The organism is Tardiphaga robiniae (assembly GCF_001618955.1).
Taxonomy (GTDB): Bacteria; Pseudomonadota; Alphaproteobacteria; order Rhizobiales; family Xanthobacteraceae; genus Tardiphaga; species Tardiphaga robiniae_A.
On the sequence record NZ_LVYV01000012.1, the window covers coordinates 508915 to 529664 of the forward strand.

Below are 20750 nucleotides of genomic sequence, written 5' to 3' on the forward strand. Positions count from 1 at the left end.
ATCAGTTACTCAATCTCATCCTGAGGAGCGCGTGATCTTCGCGCGCGTCTCGAAGGATGTGTGATGACACACTCATGGTTCGAGACGCCCGCTGCAGAAGCGGGCTCCTCACCATGAGGGCCGACACAGAATTCAAAGGAACTCCTATGCTCGACTGGTCCGACACGTCATCCGCGGCCAAGGCGCCCGCCTTCATCCCCCTCCCGGAAACACCCACCGACGCCACCGGCCTTGGTACCATCGATCGCTCCGGCGGCCGCGTCTCGGTGGACGAGAAGCGGATGATCAACTGCCGCGCCGACGTCAATCAGCTGCTGCCGCTGAAATACAAGTGGGCGTGGGAGAAATATCTCGCCGGCTGCAACAATCACTGGATGCCGACCGAAGTCTCGATGCAGGCTGATATCGCACTGTGGAAGTCGCGCGACGGCCTGACCGAAGACGAGCGCCGTGCGATCAAGCGCAATCTCGGCTTCTTCGCTGCGTCAGAGAGCCTTGTCGCCAATAACATCGTGCTGGCGATCTATCGTCATCTGACCAATCCGGAATGCCGCCAGTATCTGTTGCGGCAGTCCTTCGAGGAAGCCGTGCACACCCACACCTTCCAATACATCGTCGAGAGTCTCGGCCTCGATGAGGGCGAACTGTTCAACATGTATCGCGAGGTGCCGTCGATCACCGAGAAGGCGGCCTGGGCGCTCAAGCACACCCAGCATCTCGACGATCCCGATTTCAAGACCGGCAAGCCTGAGACCGATCAGGCCTTCATGCGCGATCTCGTCGCCTTCTACGTGATCTTCGAGGGCATGTGGTTCTACACGGGTTTCGCGCAGATCCTGTCGCTCGGCCGCCGCAACAAGATGGTCGGGATCGCCGAACAGTATCAGTACATCCTGCGCGATGAATCGATCCATCTGAACTTCGGCATCGACGTCATCAACCAGATCAAGATCGAAAATCCGCATCTCTGGACCAAAGCGTTCCAGGAAGAAATCCGCGACATGATCCGCACGGCGGCCGAGCTCGAGGCGGCCTATGGGCGGGACACCATGCCGCGCGGCTTCCTCGGGCTGAATGCGGCGCTGTGCGAGACCTATATGCACTTCATCGCCAACCGCCGCTGCGCCCAGATCGGCCTCGCGCCGGTGTTCGTTGAGACGGAAAATCCGTTCCCGTGGATGTCGGAAGCCATGGACCTGAAGAAGGAGAAAAACTTCTTCGAGACCCGGGTGATTGAATACCAGAACGGCGGCGCGCTGAACTGGGAGTAGTCTTTGGTCTCATATCCGCCGCTGCATGACGCATATGAATCCGCATCACTTGACCTGATCGCGTGGGACCCGCAGGCATGATTGGCCTGCGGGCGTCACGCGGATCAGTCGATGCATTCCAGCCACATCCCGAAAGCGCCAGCCTATTGGTCGAAGGCCGCTATCGTGCCCGGCATCATTGCCATCGGCCCGATGCTGCCCGGCACGCTGGCTTTCGGCATGGCATTCGGTGCGCTGTGTGCGCAGAAGAACCTCACGCTTGCCGAAGTCGAAGTGATGATGGCGACGGTCTATGGCGGGCTTTCGCAATTTGTTGCGGTGCAGTCGTGGCCTGATGTTTTGACGCCGGGCGCGATCGCGACGCTGGCGCTACTGACGCTCACGGTGAACATCCGCTTCTTCCTGATGAGCGCGACACTACGCCCGTGGTTCGGCACGTTGCCGGCCTGGCAAGCCTACCCGTCGATGCTGCTGGTCACCGATGGCGGCTGGCTCGCCGCGATGCGCTATCGCGATCATGGCGGCGCCGATGCGTCGTTCTATCTCGGCGGCGGCATCGTGCTGTATTTCACCTGGCTGTTTTCGGCCATCCCGGGCTTCCTACTGGCCGAACAACTCACTGACCCGAGAAAGTACGGCGTCGATCTGGTGATGCCGGCCTTCTATGCCGCGATGCTGGTGCCCGCATGGAAGGGCCCCCGCCGTGCCATTCCTTGGGTCGTGTCGGGCGTCGTTGCCCTCGCGGTGCATTGGTTGGTGCCGGGCTGGTGGTTCATCATCGCCGGCGCGCTATCGGGAGCGATCAGTGCCGGGCTCATGGACGAACCCGAACCGCAGCATCCGGCGGGCGTGTCCGTATGACGGAATTTTTGCGCAGCGACGTGATGATCGCCTTCGCGGTCATGACCGCGGTCACAGTGGCCTCGCGCCTCGGTGGCTACTGGCTGATGGGCTACGTCAACGTCACGCCGCGGGTCCGCCGCATGCTCGACGCATTGCCGGGCTCGATCATCGTCGCTGCCGCACTGCCCGTGGCCGTCAATGGCGGGCCGGTGGTGGTTTTCGCGATCCTCGCCGCGATGGCCGTGACCATCATCCGCCGCAACGACTTCATTGCCGTCATCACCGGGATGGCGGTCGCCGCGGCCGCCCGGGCGCTCGGGTTTGGCGGCTAGTCGTTATATCGGCTCCAGCGAGCTTCCTGGATTCGCGAGGCGCCGAAGCCCTGCCGACGTCATCGCTTCGGATCTTCTTGCGTCGCGGTAGTCGTGACCCCTCAAGCTCGACGCTTACGACGTTATTCAGGCAGCGCTTGAATTTAAGTGGGTGTGATCTTCGATCATGCTCAGCAAGAAATGGGAACCGCCGTCCTTGCCGGCGATCGGAAGCCGCTTTACCGAAACAATCCGCACGCCGTTGCCAGGCGTTTCAATTGTGTGGGTGCCGGCCTCAATTTCGCGATTTTCTGCCAGGAGTTGCTTGTCATGACGCTCAATCAATTCAGCGGTCTGTTTGGGGAAGAGATCATGCGCCGTCTTCTCGATGATTTCTGATCGCGGGAGGCCGTAAAGTATCTCTGCGGCCCGATTGACGAAGACATACTTCAGATCGCGCGCTCGCTTGGCGATAATCGCCTCGGGCACGTTTTCGATGACCGTCGCCAGGAATTGCTCGGTCCTTTCGAGTGCCTTCATAATCTGACGCTGGATGGTGATGTCTTGGTGGGTCGCGACCCATCCACCTCCGTCCATCGCCCGTTCTGAAACGCTAATGATCCGCCCATCCGCCAGGTCGATGTCGTGGACGGCTGGTTTTCTCTCGGCGATCCGGGTCAGGATCATGCTCATGTAACCGTCGATGTCGCCCGTAAATAATCCAATCTGGGCCCTGTGCTTCAGGATATCCTTGAGGGAACAGCCGGGGCGTATCACCTCTGGCGGCAAGCGATACATCTTCCTGTACTGATCATTGACAAGAACAATCCCACCGGATCGATCAAGCATGACCAAGCCCTGGGCCATATTGTTGATGGCCGCGTCCAGCTGCCATTTTTTCGTGTGAAACTTGTCTTCCAAACTGTCGCGCGCCTTGGCGACAACCTCGCGCTCGCCTTCGAGTGCGAGGTTTTGCTCTTGAAGTTCTTCGATCTGACCTACCGCGTCCTGAAAGTTCCGAACGGCGCGAGCGAGATGGCCGATCTCGTCCTGGCGGTTGATGTGCGGAATCGCGAGTTTGATCTTCCCGGAAGCGATTCTGTCTGTGGTTTGGGTAATGTCCGACAGTGGACGCACGATAGACTTGAGGATCAATAGCGCAACGAAAGCTGCCATCGCCATTGCCGCGATGCCTAACGCGATGAGATACCACGAGACGAGTTCACCATGCTTGCCAAGCTCCGCAACATCCTTGGCACGACTGGCATAAACCTTTGCGAGAGTTTCGAGGTCTTCGTTCAGCGCAATACGCACGGTGCGGTTGGCATCGTTATCGCCCCATTCGCGACCGGCGGCGGGATCAATCGTCCTGGCTCGGCGAACGAGTTCATCGCGGAAACCGACAAACTGGTCGATGCGTTTCTTGAAAACGGCAAACTGCGCGGCGTCATCGTCGCTCACAATCTGCTCCCACTCCGCGACGACCCGCTCGATTTCTCTGTTTCGCTTGAGAAGGCTATCGCCAAAGGACTTCGCTTTGGCACGATCAGTCGACATATAGATACCGCGGGATTCCATCACCGCGGCATAGATCAAAGCGTTGACCCGCTCGATGTTCAGGGCCGCGCGCGCCGAGATATCCAGCTTCTCGTGATAGGCGTGCTGTCCGCGAGCGGAATAGACCGCAAGGCACACCAGCAGGAGAATCAGCGTCAGGAAAGTCGCAACGAGTACGTAAACCGTTTCCTTAATGCTGAGCTTTCGGACCTCCGCCGATAGATCGCTCCACAGCCCCTTCATGGCATCCCGCTCTTGGTTGACTATCAAATGACCCGGTACCCTGATCCGAAAGGGATAATTTTGCGTTTCAGCAACTTCTGATCGAGTGAGCAGCTGATCGAGAGACCGGTTGGTCGCCAAGTGATGTAAACGCGCCTTCCTCCACGATGCGCCGAAGGGGCCGAAGACCGTGCGCTCGACCGCAGAAGTATGGCCAAGCCCGACCACCTCTGGACCAACGGTCTAGGGTCGAGAGGATGAACCGCACACTCAAGGAGGCCACGTCAGCGCTACCACTATGAGAGCCACCGGCAGCTGGAAGATCGCCTCGCCGCATTCCTTGACGCCTGCAACATCGCCAGGCGCCTTAAGAGCCTACGCGGCCTCACACCCTACGACACTATCTGCAAGATATGGGCGGATGAGCCAGACCGCTTCAGACTCGATCTCCTCCACTTGACCTCGGGACTGGACACCTGGATCTACCCGAAAAGTTGAATCCCGCCATGCGCAAAACACCTTGTCAATGAGTCTGAACTAGTGTTCAGTTCTTATCGCGGGCACCCTCAAGCTCGCTCAAAACCTTGAAGTTACGCGCCTTATTTGTGACAGCCGTCAGGTTGGCCAAGGGGTGCCGGGGATGAGACGCTCATGGTTTACCGACGGACCCATCAAGTCGTGAAGCGGCTTGCGGCGCGGCGCAGCGCCATTCTGGCGGCGGCACGCGAAACCTGTGCCGAAGGTGGCATGGCGGCGGTTCAGATCGCGCCGGTTGCAGTTCGCGCCAATGTCGCGGCGGGCACGGTTTATCGGTATTTCCCGTCCAAGGCCGACCTTATTTCCGAACTCATCGCTGACGTTTCGCGCGATGAACTCGCCGCGATCCGCCGGGCTGCGGATGCTGCGCCGGGACCGTCATCGGCGCTCGCTGCTGCGGTGACCACGGTGGCCGTGCATGTCGTCTCTCACCGCAAATTGTCGTGGGGCATCCTGGCCGAGCCGGTCGAGGTCGATGTGACGGAGTCGCGGCTGGCCAGCCGCCGTGAGATCGCCGGCGAAGTCGAAGCCCGCATTGCGGCCGCTATTCGCGCCGGTCATTTGCCGGCGCAGGACACGGCGCTCGCAGCGGCCGCATTGCTCGGCGCGTTGCATGAAGCGCTGGTCGGGCCAATGGCCCCCGACAATCTCGAAGATCAGGCCAAGCTGCGCGACGCGGTGCAGACCGTCACGCTGCTGGCGCTGCGCGCCGTCGGCGTGATGGATGCCCGCGCCCGCGGCCTCGTAGTGCAGGCCGTGCTGCCGACCAAGATGGCGGCCGGCGCCTAGCGCGTTTTCAAGCGCAGTGGGCACCGGTTCGCATCAAGAAAACGCGCCAAACCAAAAGGCTTCCGCGCTTACGGCTTGATTTTGCCGTCCTTGTCGAATTGCGCAAGGAAGGCCCACAGGTCGTTCACCTCGGATTCTTTCTTGATGCCGGCAAAGGCCATCTTGGTGCCCGGGATCTTGGCCTTAGGGTCCTTGATGTATTCCTTGAACGTCGCTTCATCCCAGGTAATGCCGGAATTCTTGTTGGCGTCCGAATATGAATAGCCCTCGGCGATGCCGGATTTGCGGCCGTTCAACCCGTTGAGTTCCGGACCGACCTTGTTCTTGGCGTTTTCGCCGACGGCGTGGCAGGCGAGGCACTTGTTGAAGGAGGATTTCCCGGCGGCGACGTCCTGTGCAAGTGCGAAGGAGGAGGCGGTCGAGACGGCAAGGACGATCAGGGCGCCGAAAGTGACAGACTTCATGGATGGCTCTTTTTGTTGGTTGGCTTTCCAGCTTAGTTTGTTGCACACGCTCCGAGTAGTCCACAAGTGCGATGGCGGCTGCCGCGCGTTCCGGCACCATGCGACGCGTCATGCTTTGGTAAGCTACCCAAAGCCGCCCGGACGTGGTTGATTCATTGCAAAGCAGCCGAGTGATCGCTGCGATCTTCGGGAGTGAGCGTTCAATGACCATCATGATGCCCGCGGCGGATCAGGCTGTCCTCGCAAGGCGCGAGGCCATTATCGCTGCGTTGCGAAAGCTGGTTCCGGGCGAGGGCGTGATTTCCAGTGCTGCGGAAATGCTGCCCTATGAGTCGGATGGGCTGATGGCCTATCGCCAGCCGCCGATGGTCGTCGTGTTGCCCGATACGACTGAACAAGTCTCAAAAGTTCTGAAATATTGTCACGAGAACGGCATCAAGGTGGTGCCGCGCGGCTCGGGCACGTCGCTGTCCGGTGGCGCGCTGCCGCTGGCCGACGCGGTGCTGCTTGGTCTCGGCAAATTCAAGCGCGTGCGCGAGATCGATTTCGACAACCGCGCCGTGGTCGTCGAGCCCGGCGTGACCAATCTCGCCATCAGCCAGGCGGTGGCGCATGCGGGATTTTACTACGCGCCGGATCCGTCATCGCAGATCGCCTGTTCGATCGGCGGCAATGTCGCGGAGAATTCCGGCGGCGTGCACAGCCTCAAATACGGCATGACCACCAACAATCTGCTCGGCTGCGAGATCGTATTGATGTCGGGCGAAGTCATTCGCGTTGGCGGCAAGACGGCAGAGACGTCGGGCTACGACCTGATGGGGATCATCACCGGCTCGGAAGGTCTGCTGGGTGTCATCACCGAAATCACCGTGCGCATCCTGCAGAAGCCGGAAACCGCGCGCGCGCTGATGATCGGCTTTGCCGAAGTCGAGCACGCCGGCCAATGCGTTGCCGATGTCATCAGCGCCGGAATCATTCCCGGTGGCATGGAGATGATGGACAAGCCCGCCATTCACGCGGCGGAAGCGTTTGTGCATGCCGGCTATCCGCTCGATGTCGAAGCACTGCTGATCATCGAACTCGACGGCCCAGGCGTCGAGGTCGACGAACTGATCAAGCGCGTCGAAAAGATAGCGCTCGGCTGCGGCTCAACCACCTGCCAGATATCGACCTCCGAACAGGAACGCCTGCTGTTCTGGTCTGGCCGCAAGGCAGCCTTCCCTGCAGTTGGGCGCATTTCGCCGGATTATCTCTGCATGGACGGCACCATTCCTCGCGCGGCGCTGCCGCTGGTGCTGCGTCGCATGAAGGAGATGTCTGCCAAATACGGTCTTGGCGTCGCCAACGTGTTTCACGCCGGCGATGGCAATCTGCATCCGCTGATCCTTTACGACGCGAACAAGCCCGGCGAGTTGCAGCTCGCGGAAGATTTCGGCGCAGATATTCTGAGGCTGTGCGTCGAGGTCGGCGGCGTGCTGACCGGCGAGCACGGAGTCGGCATCGAGAAGCGCGACCTGATGCCGGAGATGTTCAGCGAGGTCGATCTCAATCAGCAACAGCGCATCAAATGCGCGTTCGACGCGCAGGGCTTGCTCAATCCCGGCAAGGTGTTTCCGACGTTGCATCGCTGCGCCGAACTCGGCCGCGTACATGTGCATGGTGGCAAGCTGGCGTTTCCCGATCTGCCGCGGTTTTGATGATGAGTATCAAATTTGCTCTGGCGGCTGTGCTCCCTCCCCCCTTGCGGGGGAGGGGCGGGGAGAGGGGTAACCACGAGCGATGGCGCTTGTGGCCACCCCTCTCCCGGCGCTCCGCGCCACCCTCCCCCGCAAGGGGGGAGGGGACGATGAACACGACAAGTTTGCGATAGGTCTTCCGTGGATATTTTGAAAGTCAGAGATGCTCAGGACGTCGAGCAGGCGGTGCGCGCGGCAATTGCAAGCGAGCAGCCGCTGGAAATCATCGGTCATGGCAGCAAGCGTATGGTCGGCCAGCCCATTGCGACCAATGCGGTGCTTGATCTGTCGGCCTTGAATGCGGTGACGTCCTATGAGCCGAACGAATTGATCCTCACCGTACAGGCCGGCGCGCCGATGGCCGACGTGCTGTCGCTGATCGATTCCAAGAATCAGCAGTTTTCGTTCGAGCCGATGAACACGTCACAGCTTCTGGGCACGCCGGATATCGGCACCATCGGAGGCATGATCTCGGCCGGGCTCGCCGGGCCACGGCGCATTCAGGCCGGCGGTGCGCGCGATCATCTGCTCGGCGTGCATGCGGTGTCCGGCTTTGGCGACAGCTACAAGGCCGGCGGCCGGGTGGTGAAGAATGTCACCGGCTACGATGTCTGCAAGCTGCTCGCCGGCGCGTGGGGCACGCTGTCCGTGATGACGGAGGTGACCCTCAAGGTCATGCCGCGGGCGGAGAGCGAGCGCACGCTGGTGCTGCGCGGGCTCGATGATATCGCAGCCAACAAGGCGATGACCGCGGCGTTGGGATCACCCTTCGATGTCTCGGGTGCCGCGCATCTGCCGGGCTCGGCGTTACGCACCACGCAGGGGGCGCTTGGCGAGATCGCGTCGCCCGACCAGTCGGTCACGCTGATCCGCCTCGAAGGCATCACCGCGTCCGCGTCGCAGCGCGCGGTGTCACTGAGCACGACGCTGAAGTCATTCGGCGTGGCCGAGATACTTGAAGACGCTCAGTCCGCGGCACTGTGGGCGGCTGTCCGAGATGTGACGCCATTCGCGGCCAGCGGTCCGCGTGCGATGTGGCCAGTGTGGCGCATCGTGACGCCGCCGGCATCGGGCGGTGCGCTGGGCCAGGCCATCGCCAAGGGCTCGCAGGGCGAGGTCATCTATGACTGGGGCGGCGGGTTGATCTGGGCGGCACTACCGCCATCGGCCGATGCGCAGGCAACGCAGCTCCGCAAGCTGGTCAATGCGGCCGGTGGCCATGCGACGTTGATCCGCGCGCCGGAAGATGTGCGCCGTGCGGTCGATGTGTTTCATCCGCAGCCCAAAGGCATCGCGGCGCTCGGCGAGCGCGTGCGCAACAGTTTCGATCCGAAGACCATTCTCAATCGCGGCCGGATGTCGCGTGGCCTTGGTACTTGAAAGACTTGCGACATGAAAACCGAATTCACCCCGACCCAACTGGCCGATCCGGATATTGCCGAGGCCGACAAGATCCTGCGCAAATGCGTGCATTGCGGATTCTGCACGGCGACCTGTCCGACCTATGTGCTGCTCGGCGACGAACTGGATAGCCCGCGCGGCCGCATCTACCTGATCAAGGAGATGCTGGAGAAAGATCAGAAGCCGACGCAGGAGGTGGTCAAGCATATCGACCGCTGCCTCTCATGCCTCGCCTGCATGACGACCTGCCCGTCCGGCGTGAACTACATGCATCTGGTCGATCAGGCGCGGGTCAAGATCGAGAAGGACTACAGACGGCCGCTCTCCGAGCGACTGCTGCGTGACGTGCTGGCCTGGGTGCTGCCGCGTCCCGGTCTGTTTCGCCTGAGCATGACCATGGCCCGGCTGGCGCGGCCGCTGGCGGCGCTGCTGCCCTCGACCAGCAAGCAATCCAACCCGAACCTGCTTAGCCGCGTGAAGGCGATGCTGACGATGGCGCCGAAGCAGTTACCTGCCGCCGGTCCATTGGGTGGCAGCGTTTTCCCCGCTATCGGCGCTCGCCGTGGCCGGGTCGCACTCCTGCAGGGCTGCGCCCAGCAGGTGCTGGCGCCACGGATCAACCAGGCCGCCATCAGCCTTTTGACCCGACATGGCGTCGAGGTCGTGCTGGTCCGGGACGAACAGTGCTGCGGTGCGCTGACCCATCATCTCGGCCGCGACGGGGATGCGCTGGCGCGGGCCAAGGCCAATATCGGCGTCTGGCTCGGGGAGGCAGACCGGGGCGGTCTCGATGCCATCCTGGTCACGGCGTCCGGCTGTGGAACCGTCATCAAGGACTATGGCTACATGCTGCGCGAGGATCCGGAGTTTGCCGCGCCGGCCGCCAAGGTCTCTGCGCTGGCGAAGGATATCAGCGAGTATGTCAGCGCCATGGATCTCCCAAAGCCTGACAAACAAAGCGACCTCGTCGTCGCCTATCACTCGGCGTGTTCGCTGCAGCATGGGCAGAAAATCACACAGGCTCCGAAAGAATTGCTTTCCAAGAATGGATTCGTGGTGAAAGATATCCCAGAGAGCCATTTGTGTTGCGGTTCGGCGGGGACGTACAACATTCTCCAGCCTGATATTGCGAGCCGGTTGCGCGATCGAAAGGTCGCCAACATCGCGATGGTCAAGCCGGATATCATCGCTGCCGGCAACATCGGCTGCATGGTTCAGATCGCCGGAGGGACGTCAGTCCCGGTCGTACATACGATTGAGCTACTCGATTGGGCGACAGGCGGTCCCAGGCCAGGATTGAACTGATCTAATTGTGACACCGGCCCCGCGTTAAACTGGCCCCGCGCTGGCGCGGAAGACTTGAAACGCTGGTCCCTTTTGGATCGGCGCCAACAGGAGGACCACGATGGCTAAAGGCAAGAAGTCGAAAAAGGACAAGAAGGACAAGAAAAAGCAGAAGAAGCTTTTGACGGCGGCGAAGCCCGCGAAGAAGTCCTCCAAGAAGTCAGTCAAGAAATCCGCGAAAAAGACGGTGAAAAAAGCGGCCAAGAAGGCTGCGAAGAAATCAGCCAAGAAGACGGTGAAGAAGGCGGCCAAAAAAGCCACCAAGAAGACCGTCAAGAAAGCCGCGAAGAAGTCTGCCAAGAAGGCGCCGAAGAAAGCTCCCGCTAAAAAGACGGTGAAGAAGGCCGCGCCGAAAAAGGCCGCCAAGAAAGCGTCACCGAAAAAAGCTGCGCCGAAGAAGGCTGCCAAGAAGGCGGTGAAGGTTCCTTCCGCGCTCCTGACCAGCACGGCGCCCGCGCCGGCCGTGGTCGAGGCGTCTGTGCCGGTTGCGATGCCGCCGAAGCCGCCGCGCAAGCCGCGGGCCCCCAAGCCGAAGCCGGTCGAACCGCCAATCGCCGAGACACCGAGCTGGGCGACGCCGGAGCCTGATCCGTCACCGGTCGAAGGACACTCGTCCGGCGGGACCACGCCAATCGAGTCGCCCGGCTATACGGCGCCCGATCACGACGAGTCCAAGTAGTCGGATCAAGGCTGACCATCGGTTCTGATCGGCCGACTGATATCTGAGGAAACCGCAACGCTCGTCGTTGCGGTTTTTTCTATGGGAACGCTCGGTGCGGGCGTGCTCGATTCCTCCGTGTCGCATCAAATCTGCAGGGGCGATTCGAGTAATCGTCGTCCCGGAGGCTGTGGGTGGTCAGGTATTCACCGCTTTCGGGACGGTAATTAACAATTCCCAGCCAGTGATAATTCCCCGTGGTGGTATTTTTGGACTGGAATCCCTCCAAAAACGTTGTGCTTTTGCAACACCGCGCCACAACCTCTCACGGAAACGTCAGAACGCCTATTTAGGCGGCACTTGCTCGTTTTTTTTCCTTCACCGCTCCGCTTTTGCGCCCCAGAGTTGCGTCCAGTCGATGAATTTCGCGGTCCCGCCGTCTTTCAGACACGGAACTGCCTCTGGTTTCAAAAGTGATGGGGAATGTCATGAAGAAGATTGTTGTCGCCTCTGCTGCGGTGCTCGCCATGGGGATGAGCTCGGCTTCCGCAGCCGATCTGGGCGCGAAGATGTACAAGAAGGCGCCGCCGATCGTGGCTGCCTACGATCCTTGGGACATCGCTTTCGGCGCTGCGGTCATGAGCAACTACGTGTTCCGTGGTGTCACGCAGTCGAACGGCAACAAGGGTTCGGTCGCCGCTTACTTCGAGCCGCGCTACAACATCACCAAGGACGTTCAGCTGTACGCCGGCGTGTCGGGTGAGAGCATCGCCTTCCCGAACCGCGCTTCGATGGAGCTCGACGGCTACTTCGGTATCCGCCCGACCTGGGGCGCAGCAGCGTTCGACTTCGGCTTCTTCTATTACGGCTATCCGGGCGGCCAGTGCTTCAACACCCCAGCCTTCTGCGGTGGCGATATCAACGCCGTCGCACTGCCGAACGGCAGCGTCGCGAAGAAGAACGCCAGCTTCTACGAAGGCTATGCCAAGCTCAACTACACCTTTAACGACTACTTCTCGCTGGGCGGCAACGCGTTCTACTCGCCGAACTTCCTGAACACCGGCGCAGAAGGCACCTATGCTTCGATTACCGGTAAGGTGATCGCGCCGTCGACCTGGTTCGGTTCGACCGGCATCGGCTCCTACGTCTCGGGTGAGTTCGGTCGCCAGTGGCTGGGCACCTCGGATGCCTTCTACGGCACCGTAGCCTTCCCGAATGGCATCAAGTACGCCGACTATAACACCTGGAACATCGGCATCGGCTTCACCTACAAGGTCTTCACGCTGGACCTGCGCTACTCGGACACCAACCTGTCCAAGGGTGATTGCAACGCCTTCACGTCGGACTTCACGGCTCCTGCCGCCGGCACCAACTTCACCGCGATCAACCCGTCGGGCGCTGGCTCGAGCTGGTGCGGTGCCACCGGCATCGTCAAGCTGTCGGCTGACCTGACCGCGATGACCAACCTGAAGTAAGCATTTCGACTGAGATCGAAGGGGCGGCAGAGCGATCTGCCGCCCCTTTTCTTTTGGGATAGGGCTTCCATGACCCGGGACTGGTTGCGGCGCGCAGCGAAGACGATCCGTCGCAACAATCATCGCAATGCGCTGGCTGGTACCGTTGCCGGGCTGGGGGCAGGGATTGCCATCGGTGTGATGGAGTTCTTCTCGGCCGTTGCGCATTATCCGCTGGTCATCATTCCTTTTGCGACCTCGATCGTCCTCGTGATCGGCTCTCCGGAAGCCGAGCCGGCGCAGCCACGGGCGTTGGTCGGCGGACACATCGTCGCGACGCTGGTAGGGCTCGCGGTGCTCAAGCTGACCGGCCCCCATGCCTGGGCCGCCGCCATGGCGGTCGGCCTCGCTGTGTTGGCGATGTATGTCACCGGTACATTCCACCCGCCTGCCGGGATCAATCCGTTGCTTGTCGTGTCTCACGCACTACCGTGGACGTTCCTGCTCGCTCCGGTGCTGGTCGGCGCGCTGCTGCTCGCGAGCTTCACGTTTGTCTGGCATCGCTATGCGGCAGGCCGCGACTGGCCGCGGCACTGGCTTTAGCGGGGCGTGTCACGCCTCAGGCGGTTTCCGTCCTGGCCTTTGCATCTCCCAGCGCGAAGTGATCGCCGGACCGCGTTAGCGACACCTTGCGCTGATGCAAGTCATCGAGCGTGGTGCGGTGGCCGATCGAAACGATGGTCGTGCCAGGCAGCTTGTCTTCCAGCAGCCGGTACAAAGCCGCTTCCGATGGTTCGTCGAGCGATGCGGTAGCCTCGTCAAGGAAGAGATATTGCGGCTTTTGCAGCAGCGCGCGGGCGACGCCGAGACGCTGTTGTTCACCGAGTGACAGCATGCGATTCCAGTGGCCATCTTCGTCAAGCCGGGTCGCCAGCGCAGGCAGACCCACGGATCTGACGGCATCGGCGACCTCCTGTGGGCTGAACGCGTCGGTTTCGGCAGGATAGGCCACTGCATCCTGCAGCGTGCCGACCGGGAAGTACGGCCGCTGCGGCAGCATCATGATCGCCGCATTCGCGGGGATCGAGATCTTGCCCTTGCCGAATGGCCAGATGCCGGCGATGGCGCGAAACAGCGTGGATTTTCCGGAGCCCGATGGGCCCGTAAACAGCGTGCGTTCCCCGCGGCGGAAGCTGAAGCCCGGCGTCTGCACCATGGGACCGCCATTGGGGAGGGTGAGCGTCAGATCGCTCAGCGCGATGTCACTGGTGCCGGTCTCAGTGGCGTGAACGATATCGGCCTTGGTCGTCAGCGCCTGTACGTTGGCAATGGCTGTCTCGAAGCCATCAAGGCGCATCACGCCGGACTGCCATTCCGCCAGTGTGCGATAGGCGGTGACAAAGAATGAAAGCGCACCCTGCACGGTGCCGAACGCATCCGCGGTCTGCATCACGGCGCCGAGCTGGACCTTCTCCGCAAAATAGGCTGGCGCGACCAGAACATAGGGCAGGATGATCGCGATCTGCTGATAGCTGACCGTGAAGGATGTCAGCTTCTTGGTGCGGCGCATGATGTCGATCCAGTTGCCGACGACCAGCGCGAAGCGGGTCGAGAGTCGCTGCCGCTCGACCGGTTCGCCGCGCAACAGAGCGATCTGCTCGGCATTTTCGCGCGCACGCACCAGATTGAAGCGGAAGTCCGCTTCATAGCGCTGCTGCTGGAAATTCAGTGCCATCAATGGCGCGCCGATATAGTGCGTCAGCGCGGTGCCGATCACGGCATAGACGAGCGCGCCCCAGACGAGATAGCCGGGGATCGGGATATCCTGACCGAACACATGCAGCGGCGCCGCGTCGGACAGGCCCCACAGGATGATCACGAAGGAGACCAACGTAACGACCGAACTCAGCAGGCCGATGCCGATGTCGAGCGTCTTCTCCACGAACAGCTTCACGTCTTCGGCGATGCGCTGATCCGGGTTGTCGGCAGCGTCGCCCTGCAGCTGCATGCGATAGTGGTTGGCGTCGGCGAGCCAGTTGCCGAGATAGCGCTCGGTCATCCAGCGCCGCCAGCGGATCTGGAGCCACTGGTTGAGGTAGAGCTGATAGACCTTGAGTGCGATGTTGATCGCCGCAAGCACGCTGAAGTAAGCGAGCTGATAGGTGAAGACGTCGAGGTTTCTGTCCTGCAGTGCGTTGTAGAAGGTGTTGTTCCAGCGATTGAACAACACGCTGAGACCGACCACCGCCAGTTCGATCGCGATCACCGCCGTGAGGAGGCCGAGTCCCGCCCATTTGTCCTCGGAACGAAAATAAGGAACCGCGATCCGCCAGACGGTCGCGAGCGTGGAGCGGATGTTATTCACAGATCGTCTCCGGGAGGAGGGCCCTAAGCCCTTAAGATCAGAAATGAATTCCAGCGTTTAGACTAAAGTAGCTGGTTTGATGGCCTGCGGCACCTTGTCGCGAAACTGTGATTCACCCTAGCATGACCAAAAGCGAGGCATGGGGGCCTCGCATTTGCGTAGCCATGGGCGCTATCGGCTTTGGCCGATCGTGGACGCCCTCGCAAGTGAACAATCAGCAACTTGCCGATCGATAACGATCGAGCCGCTGCAATAATATAAAGGGGGCGAACGGCCATGTGGAATCAGGTCTACAATCCATTCAATAGCTCCACGATCTCGACGGTTGTGGCCGCGATACCGGTGGTCGTCCTGCTGGTGCTGATCGCCACCAACAAGGTCAAGGCGCATATCGCAGCGATCATTGCGCTGGTGCTCGCCAATCTTGTGGCGATCTATGCATTCACGATGCCCGCTAATATGTCGCTTCGCGCATCGGCGCTCGGCGTCGTGACCGGTTTCTTCCCGATCGGCTGGATCGTCCTCAATGTCATCTTCATGTATCGCCTCACGGTCGATAGCGGCCGCTTCGAGGTGTTGCAGCGCGCGATTGGCGGCGTCACCAATGACCGCCGTCTGCAGATTCTGCTGATCGCGTTTTCGTTCGGCGCATTCTTCGAGGGCGCGTCGGGCTTCGGTACGCCGGTGGCCGTCACCGGCGCCGTGCTGATCGGTCTCGGCTTCTCGCCGCTGGCTGCGTCCGGCCTGTCGCTGATCGCGAACACCGCGCCCGTCGCCTATGGCGCACTCGGCACGCCGATCCAGGGCCTCGCCACCGTCACCGGCTTCGATCCCTTCGTGCTCGGCGCAATGGTCGGTCGCCAGCTGCCGGTCTTCTCCATGATCGTTCCATTCTGGGTGGTCTGGGCCTTCGCCGGCTGGAAGGGCATGAAGGAAGTCTGGCCTGCCATCCTCGTTACCGCGCTCTCCTTCGCGATCCCGCAATTCGTGATCTCGAACTTCATCAATCCGTGGATCGTCGACATCGGCGCCTCGCTGATCTCGATGGGCGCGCTGATCCTGTTCCTGAAGGTCTGGCAGCCCAAGACGATCTGGACCTCGGCTGCGCTGCGCGTGCATGACGACTCGGCGTCGACTGTGCCGCCAGTGAAGCCGATGAGCACCGAGAAGCTGACCTCGGCTCAGGTCTGGAGCGCGCTGACCCCGTGGATCATCCTCTGCGTCATCCTGCTGGTCTGGGGCACCAACTGGTTCAAGGGGATCGTCAACCCGATCTTCTCCTGGAATTTTCCAGTGCCTGAGCTGCACAACATGATCAACAAGGTACCGCCGGTGGCCGCCAAGCCGACGCCGGAAGGCGCGGTGTTCGCGTTCACTTACGTTTCCTATACCGGCAGCGGCATGTTGCTGGCTGCGATCATCTCCGGCTTCATCATGGGCTTCTCGCCTGCGAAGATGATTGTGGAATATGGCCGCACCATCAAGATCTGCACCTACTCGCTGATCACCATCTCGGCGATGCTGGCCATCGGCACGCTCACACGTCTGTCGGGTGTCGACGCGACGCTCGGTCTGGCCTTCGCTGCCACCGGCGTGCTGTACCCGTTCTTCGGCACATTGCTTGGCTGGCTCGGTGTGGCGCTCACCGGTTCGGACACGGCGTCGAATGTGCTGTTTGGTAACCTGCAGAAGATCACGTCCGAACAGCTCGGTCTGTCGCCGATTCTGATGAGCGCGGCGAATTCGTCCGGCGGCGTGATGGGCAAGATGATCGATGCGCAATCGATCGTTGTGGCCTCCACCGCAACCAACTGGTTCGGGCATGAAGGCACCATCCTGCGCTTCGTGTTCTGGCACTCGATCGTGCTGGCCTGCATGGTCGGCCTGTTCGTGATGCTGCAGGCCTATGTCTATCCATTCACGCTGATGGTCTTGGCGCCGTAGAGCGCACGCAAGGAATCAATGACGAATCCCCGCGGCTGCAAAGCCGTGGGGATTTTTCATTTCGGTGCCACATTGTCTCCGTTCGGTTCTGGTCAACCGGTGCCGCCGCGCGTAGAACCGCGCCCATTGTCGCCACCCACGATCACGCCGAGAATTCATATGACTGCCATGACCACTTTGCTGCGAGCCGCCTTTGCAAGTGCTGCGTTTCTGATTGTCGTCCCTGCGCATGCCGCCGACGAATTTCCATTCGGCATGGAAATGACTCTGGATGCGCAACGTCAGCCCGGCTCGAAGCGGATTCCCAATCTGGAAATCGGCGAGGCCGGCGAGACGCGGGTGGAGTTGTGGTGCAGGGGCGGAAAGGGCCAGTTCTCGGTCGCCGGCAACACGGTCGTCTTCGTGGCTGGCGCAATGGACAATCGCAGCTGTTCAGATGCGCAGGTAGCGATGGACGATCAGTTGCTTGCGGATCTCGGCGCGGCCACCAACTGGCAACGGCGGGGTGACAGTGTGACGTTCGTCGGTCCGAAGTCACTGCGGTTTCGGCTGAATACGAACTGATAGCTTAAGCTGCGAAGGCGCTCCACTTCCCCTCTCCCCCGCGGAGCGTAGCTCCGCCAGGCGGGAGAGGGTGACTTCGCGAAGCGAAGGCGGGAGAGGGGTAGCAGCGAAGCGCGGTGCCTGTGGCACCCTCTCCCGTCTCGAACGCACTTCGTGCGTTCGATCCACCCTCTCCCACGGCGCGCAGCTTCGCTGCGCTGGGGGAGAGGGGAAGTAGCGGCGCTCACTTCCAGTTCGAATTATCTGCGTCCCAACGCTGTGCCTTGAACTCCGTCGCGACAGCTGCAACCGCGCCGTTGTCGTCGCGCGGATCGCTTTCTTCATCGGCCGTCGGCGAATCCGCGAGAGCCAGCTTCGCGCCCGAGTTCTCATCGGCAGTGGTGACTGACGGCGTGCTGACCCACAGGATCAGCTTATCCGTCGTACCGGGCTTGTCGGGAGCGATGATCGCGCTGACCTCGACCGTCTCGGTCAATTCGAGCGCGGGCAGAACCTGACTCGGGCGCTTGAAGGTCAGCTTGAGCTTTCCGGTCTCGTCATCCCATGACGTGGCGGCAGGTTTGCCCGACATGGTCTTGGCGAGCACATTCGCCAGCGTGGTCGCAACCTTGTCGCGATTGATCTTGTCGCCATCGCGCCAGTCGGCGGCTGCAAAGCGCACGGTACGATCCATGTCGATAGCGCCCGTGGTCCAGCCGACATTGACGACGCCGGGATAGGTCTTGGTTTTGGCGACGAAAGCCGCGGCGCGTTCCGGATCGATGGCGAGGCTGATGACCTGCTCGCCGGCGCGAAGTGCATCGCAGGACACGGTCAGACTGTTCAACGCGACTTCGACATTCTGCCCGCGCAGCGTGCGGACGAAATCGAGTGCGGCTTCGAGCTTGATCTTCACCGCGATGGCTTCTGGCGAGACTTCGGTGAAATCCTTCGGCGCGGGCGCGATATTGTCGTCGGTGGACTGGTTGTCCTGGAATTCCTTTTCGCTCTGGTCGGAATTGTCCGAAGACGTCACGTTGTTGTTGGTCTGGCCGACCGAGATCTGTCCCTTGAATTCGAACGTGTCGCCGGTCGGCCGGCGGTTCAGCTTGATGGTCACCGGCAGCTTGTCGACCTGGGTCTGCGTTGCGCCGGTCAGCGCCGAACCACTGACTGAGAGATTGGCGACGAAGCGATCCTTGCGGTCGCTGCCCTTCTCGGCGGGATAGCAGACATCAAGCGTCGCGGCCGTGACGGCCTTGCCCTGCCGCGTCTCCCGCAGGATGACGTCGGCATTGCCGTTCATGACGCCGTCGATCGAGGTGAAATAGCGCGTCTCGGGGCCGTTTACCTGGTTCTTCGGGGCTGCCTTCATCTGCGCCGAAGCGAGATTGATGGTTGCAACTGAGGTAGTGGCTGCAAGGCCGAGCAGGCAATAACGAAGCGCGCGCATCTCAAAATATCCCTGGACGTTCCTCGGGTGACGACTGATTCCACCCGTGAGCTTAAAGCGCGATTGAATCAGAACCGCGACCGGTGCGAAAGGCCGGAAGGCGGAGCGGTATTGGCCAAACGGCAAAAAAGAAGGCCGCCCGGAGGCGGCCTTCGATCACAATGCAGTTGAGCGTGAAAGCAGGGCTTAGAAGCCCATGCCTCCCATTCCGCCCATGCCACCCATACCGCCGCCGCCACCCGGCATCGCCGGTGCAGCTTCCTTCGGCAGTTCGGCGACCATGGCTTCGGTGGTGACCAGCAGGCCGGCAACCGAGGCTGCGTCCTGCAGTGCAGTACGCACCACCTTGGCCGGATCGATGATGCCCTTGGCGACCATGTCGACATAGGTTTCGGTCTGCGCGTCGAAGCCGAAGGTCTCGGACTTCTCGTCCAGGATCTTGCCGACCACGATCGAACCTTCAACGCCGGCGTTTTCGGCAATCTGGCGGATCGGAGCTTCCAGCGCCTTCAGCACGATGTTGATACCGGCCTGCACATCGGCGTTCTCATTGGTGAGACGGCCGACGGCCTTCTTGGCGCGCAGAAGCGCAGTACCGCCACCGGGGACGATGCCTTCCTGAACGGCCGCACGGGTCGCGTTCAGCGCGTCATCCACGCGATCCTTCTTTTCCTTCACTTCGACTTCGGTCGCGCCGCCGACGCGGATGACGGCAACGCCGCCAGCCAGCTTGGCCAGACGCTCCTGCAGCTTCTCACGGTCGTAGTCCGAGGTGGTTTCCTCGATCTGCGCCTTGATCTGATTGACGCGGGCTTCGATCGCCGGCTTCTTGCCAGCGCCGTTGACGACGGTGGTGTTTTCCTTGTCGATCACGACCTTCTTGGCGCGACCGAGCATGGCAAGCGTGACGCTTTCCAGCTTCATGCCGAGATCTTCCGAGACGAGCTGACCGCCGGTCAGGATCGCAAGGTCTTCCAGCATCGCCTTGCGGCGATCGCCGAAGCCCGGAGCCTTGACCGCAGCAACCTTGAGGCCACCGCGCAGGCGGTTGACGACGAGGGTGGCGAGGGCTTCGCCTTCGACATCTTCAGCAATGATCAGCAGCGGCTTGCCCGACTGCACCACGGCTTCGAGCACCGGCAGCATGGCCTGCAGGCTGGAGATCTTCTTCTCGACGAGCAGGACGTACACGTCCTCGAGCTCGGCGGTCATCTTCTCGGCATTGGTGACGAAGTAGGGCGACAGGTAGCCGCGATCGAACTTCATGCCCTCGACGATGTCGACTTCGGTCTCGAGCGACTTGTTCTCTTCAACCGTGATGACGCCTTCGTTGCCGACCTTCTGCATTGCCTGGGCGATCATCTTGCCGATGGCAGCGTCGCCGTTGGCGGAGATGGTGCCGACCTGAGCGACTTCAGCCGAAGACGCAACCGGCTTGGCGCGCTTGGTGATGTCCTTGATGACGGCGGCGACGGCGATATCGATGCCGCGCTTGAGGTCCATCGGGTTCATGCCGGCGGCAACCGACTTGGCGCCTTCACGGACGATGGCCTGGGCCAGTACGGTGGCGGTGGTGGTACCGTCGCCTGCGGTGTCGTTGGTCTTCGAGGCGACTTCGCGCAGCATCTGCGCGCCCATGTTCTCGAACTTGTCCTCGAGCTCGATCTCCTTGGCGACGGTGACGCCGTCCTTGGTGATGCGCGGAGCGCCGAACGACTTCTCGATCACGACATTGCGGCCCTTCGGACCGAGCGTGACCTTGACGGCGTTGGCGAGAATGTCGACGCCGCGCAGCATGCGATCGCGCGCGTCTCCGGAGAATTTAACGTCTTTGGCTGCCATGTGATGGTGCTCCTGA

At 61.3% G+C, this 20750-nt stretch carries 17 protein-coding genes and 1 pseudogene; 13 read left to right on the top strand and 5 right to left on the bottom strand.

Annotation, left to right across the window (positions count from 1 at the left end; all coding sequences use genetic code 11):
- Positions 1 to 146: 146 nt before the first annotated feature.
- The 3 genes from A4A58_RS15630 to A4A58_RS15640 all read left to right on the top strand — a co-directional run bounded on the left by A4A58_RS15630 (position 147) and on the right by A4A58_RS15640 (position 2446).
- The gene (locus tag A4A58_RS15630; protein WP_068733571.1) at positions 147 to 1271 is read left to right on the top strand and encodes a ribonucleotide-diphosphate reductase subunit beta; all 1125 of its coding nucleotides are present in this window, start codon (positions 147 to 149) and stop codon (positions 1269 to 1271) included.
- 111 nt (positions 1272 to 1382) lie between these two features.
- Positions 1383 to 2132 carry an AzlC family ABC transporter permease gene (locus A4A58_RS15635; RefSeq protein ID WP_068733573.1) on the top strand — a complete coding sequence of 250 codons (750 nt, stop codon included), beginning with the start codon at positions 1383 to 1385 and terminating at the stop codon, positions 2130 to 2132.
- Positions 2129 to 2446, top strand: a complete 318-nt coding sequence (locus tag A4A58_RS15640; protein WP_068733575.1) for an AzlD family protein — start codon at positions 2129 to 2131, stop codon at positions 2444 to 2446. The genes A4A58_RS15635 and A4A58_RS15640 overlap by 4 nt, the downstream gene beginning before the upstream one ends.
- A 126-nt stretch (positions 2447 to 2572) precedes the next feature.
- Here A4A58_RS15640 and A4A58_RS15645 read toward each other — a convergent pair whose 3' ends face one another.
- Positions 2573 to 4225, bottom strand: a complete 1653-nt coding sequence (locus A4A58_RS15645; protein WP_139069863.1) for a PAS-domain containing protein — start codon at positions 4223 to 4225, stop codon at positions 2573 to 2575.
- A 189-nt stretch (positions 4226 to 4414) separates the two neighbouring features.
- Between A4A58_RS15645 and A4A58_RS31535 the strand changes: the two are divergent.
- Together A4A58_RS31535 and A4A58_RS15650 are read left to right on the top strand one after the other, a co-directional pair.
- A pseudogene (locus tag A4A58_RS31535) lies at positions 4415 to 4702 on the top strand (integrase core domain-containing protein); the annotation flags it as partial.
- Between the two features lie 153 nt (positions 4703 to 4855).
- On the top strand, positions 4856 to 5530 hold the full coding sequence (locus A4A58_RS15650; protein ID WP_068733579.1) for a TetR/AcrR family transcriptional regulator: 675 nt from the start codon (positions 4856 to 4858) through the stop codon (positions 5528 to 5530).
- A 68-nt stretch (positions 5531 to 5598) separates the two neighbouring features.
- Here A4A58_RS15650 and cycA read toward each other — a convergent pair whose 3' ends face one another.
- Positions 5599 to 5994: a cytochrome c-550 CycA gene (gene cycA, locus A4A58_RS15655; RefSeq protein WP_068733581.1), complete on the bottom strand. Its 396-nt coding sequence runs from the start codon at positions 5992 to 5994 to the stop codon at positions 5599 to 5601.
- Between the two features lie 203 nt (positions 5995 to 6197).
- Here cycA and A4A58_RS15660 point away from each other — a divergent pair, with 203 nt between their 5' ends.
- The 6 genes from A4A58_RS15660 (at position 6198) to A4A58_RS15685 (ending at position 13190) form a co-directional block, all read left to right on the top strand.
- Positions 6198 to 7691, top strand: coding sequence for an FAD-linked oxidase C-terminal domain-containing protein (locus A4A58_RS15660; protein ID WP_068733583.1), 1494 nt, complete (start codon positions 6198 to 6200; stop codon positions 7689 to 7691).
- Between the two features lie 180 nt (positions 7692 to 7871).
- A complete protein-coding gene (locus A4A58_RS15665) occupies positions 7872 to 9110 on the top strand; it encodes an FAD-binding protein (RefSeq protein ID WP_068733585.1) in 1239 nt (412 codons plus the stop codon).
- A 12-nt stretch (positions 9111 to 9122) separates the two neighbouring features.
- The gene (glcF, locus tag A4A58_RS15670; RefSeq protein WP_068733587.1) at positions 9123 to 10436 is read left to right on the top strand and encodes a glycolate oxidase subunit GlcF; all 1314 of its coding nucleotides are present in this window, start codon (positions 9123 to 9125) and stop codon (positions 10434 to 10436) included.
- Positions 10437 to 10536: 100 nt separating this feature from the next.
- The gene (locus A4A58_RS15675; RefSeq protein ID WP_081421881.1) at positions 10537 to 11154 is read left to right on the top strand and encodes a hypothetical protein; all 618 of its coding nucleotides are present in this window, start codon (positions 10537 to 10539) and stop codon (positions 11152 to 11154) included.
- 467 nt (positions 11155 to 11621) lie between these two features.
- On the top strand, positions 11622 to 12608 hold the full coding sequence (locus A4A58_RS15680; protein ID WP_068733791.1) for a TorF family putative porin: 987 nt from the start codon (positions 11622 to 11624) through the stop codon (positions 12606 to 12608).
- A 69-nt stretch (positions 12609 to 12677) separates the two neighbouring features.
- A complete protein-coding gene (locus tag A4A58_RS15685) occupies positions 12678 to 13190 on the top strand; it encodes an HPP family protein (protein ID WP_068733589.1) in 513 nt (170 codons plus the stop codon).
- A gap of 16 nt (positions 13191 to 13206) precedes the next feature.
- Here A4A58_RS15685 and A4A58_RS15690 read toward each other — a convergent pair whose 3' ends face one another.
- Positions 13207 to 14952 (bottom strand): ABC transporter ATP-binding protein/permease, encoded by a 1746-nt coding sequence (locus A4A58_RS15690; protein WP_068733591.1) that lies wholly within the window; start codon positions 14950 to 14952, stop codon positions 13207 to 13209.
- A gap of 276 nt (positions 14953 to 15228) precedes the next feature.
- Here A4A58_RS15690 and A4A58_RS15695 point away from each other — a divergent pair, with 276 nt between their 5' ends.
- Both A4A58_RS15695 and A4A58_RS15700 read left to right on the top strand, forming a co-directional pair.
- Complete coding sequence (locus A4A58_RS15695) at positions 15229 to 16896, top strand: L-lactate permease (protein WP_068733593.1); 1668 nt, start codon at positions 15229 to 15231, stop codon at positions 16894 to 16896.
- A 168-nt stretch (positions 16897 to 17064) separates the two neighbouring features.
- Positions 17065 to 17460 (top strand): META domain-containing protein, encoded by a 396-nt coding sequence (locus A4A58_RS15700; RefSeq protein ID WP_081421894.1) that lies wholly within the window; start codon positions 17065 to 17067, stop codon positions 17458 to 17460.
- 223 nt (positions 17461 to 17683) lie between these two features.
- Here A4A58_RS15700 and A4A58_RS15705 read toward each other — a convergent pair whose 3' ends face one another.
- Both A4A58_RS15705 and groL read right to left on the bottom strand, forming a co-directional pair.
- Positions 17684 to 18892 carry a hypothetical protein gene (locus tag A4A58_RS15705; RefSeq protein ID WP_068733595.1) on the bottom strand — a complete coding sequence of 403 codons (1209 nt, stop codon included), beginning with the start codon at positions 18890 to 18892 and terminating at the stop codon, positions 17684 to 17686.
- A 186-nt stretch (positions 18893 to 19078) separates the two neighbouring features.
- Positions 19079 to 20734 carry a chaperonin GroEL gene (gene groL / locus A4A58_RS15710; RefSeq protein ID WP_068733597.1) on the bottom strand — a complete coding sequence of 552 codons (1656 nt, stop codon included), beginning with the start codon at positions 20732 to 20734 and terminating at the stop codon, positions 19079 to 19081.
- Positions 20735 to 20750: the final 16 nt, after the last annotated feature.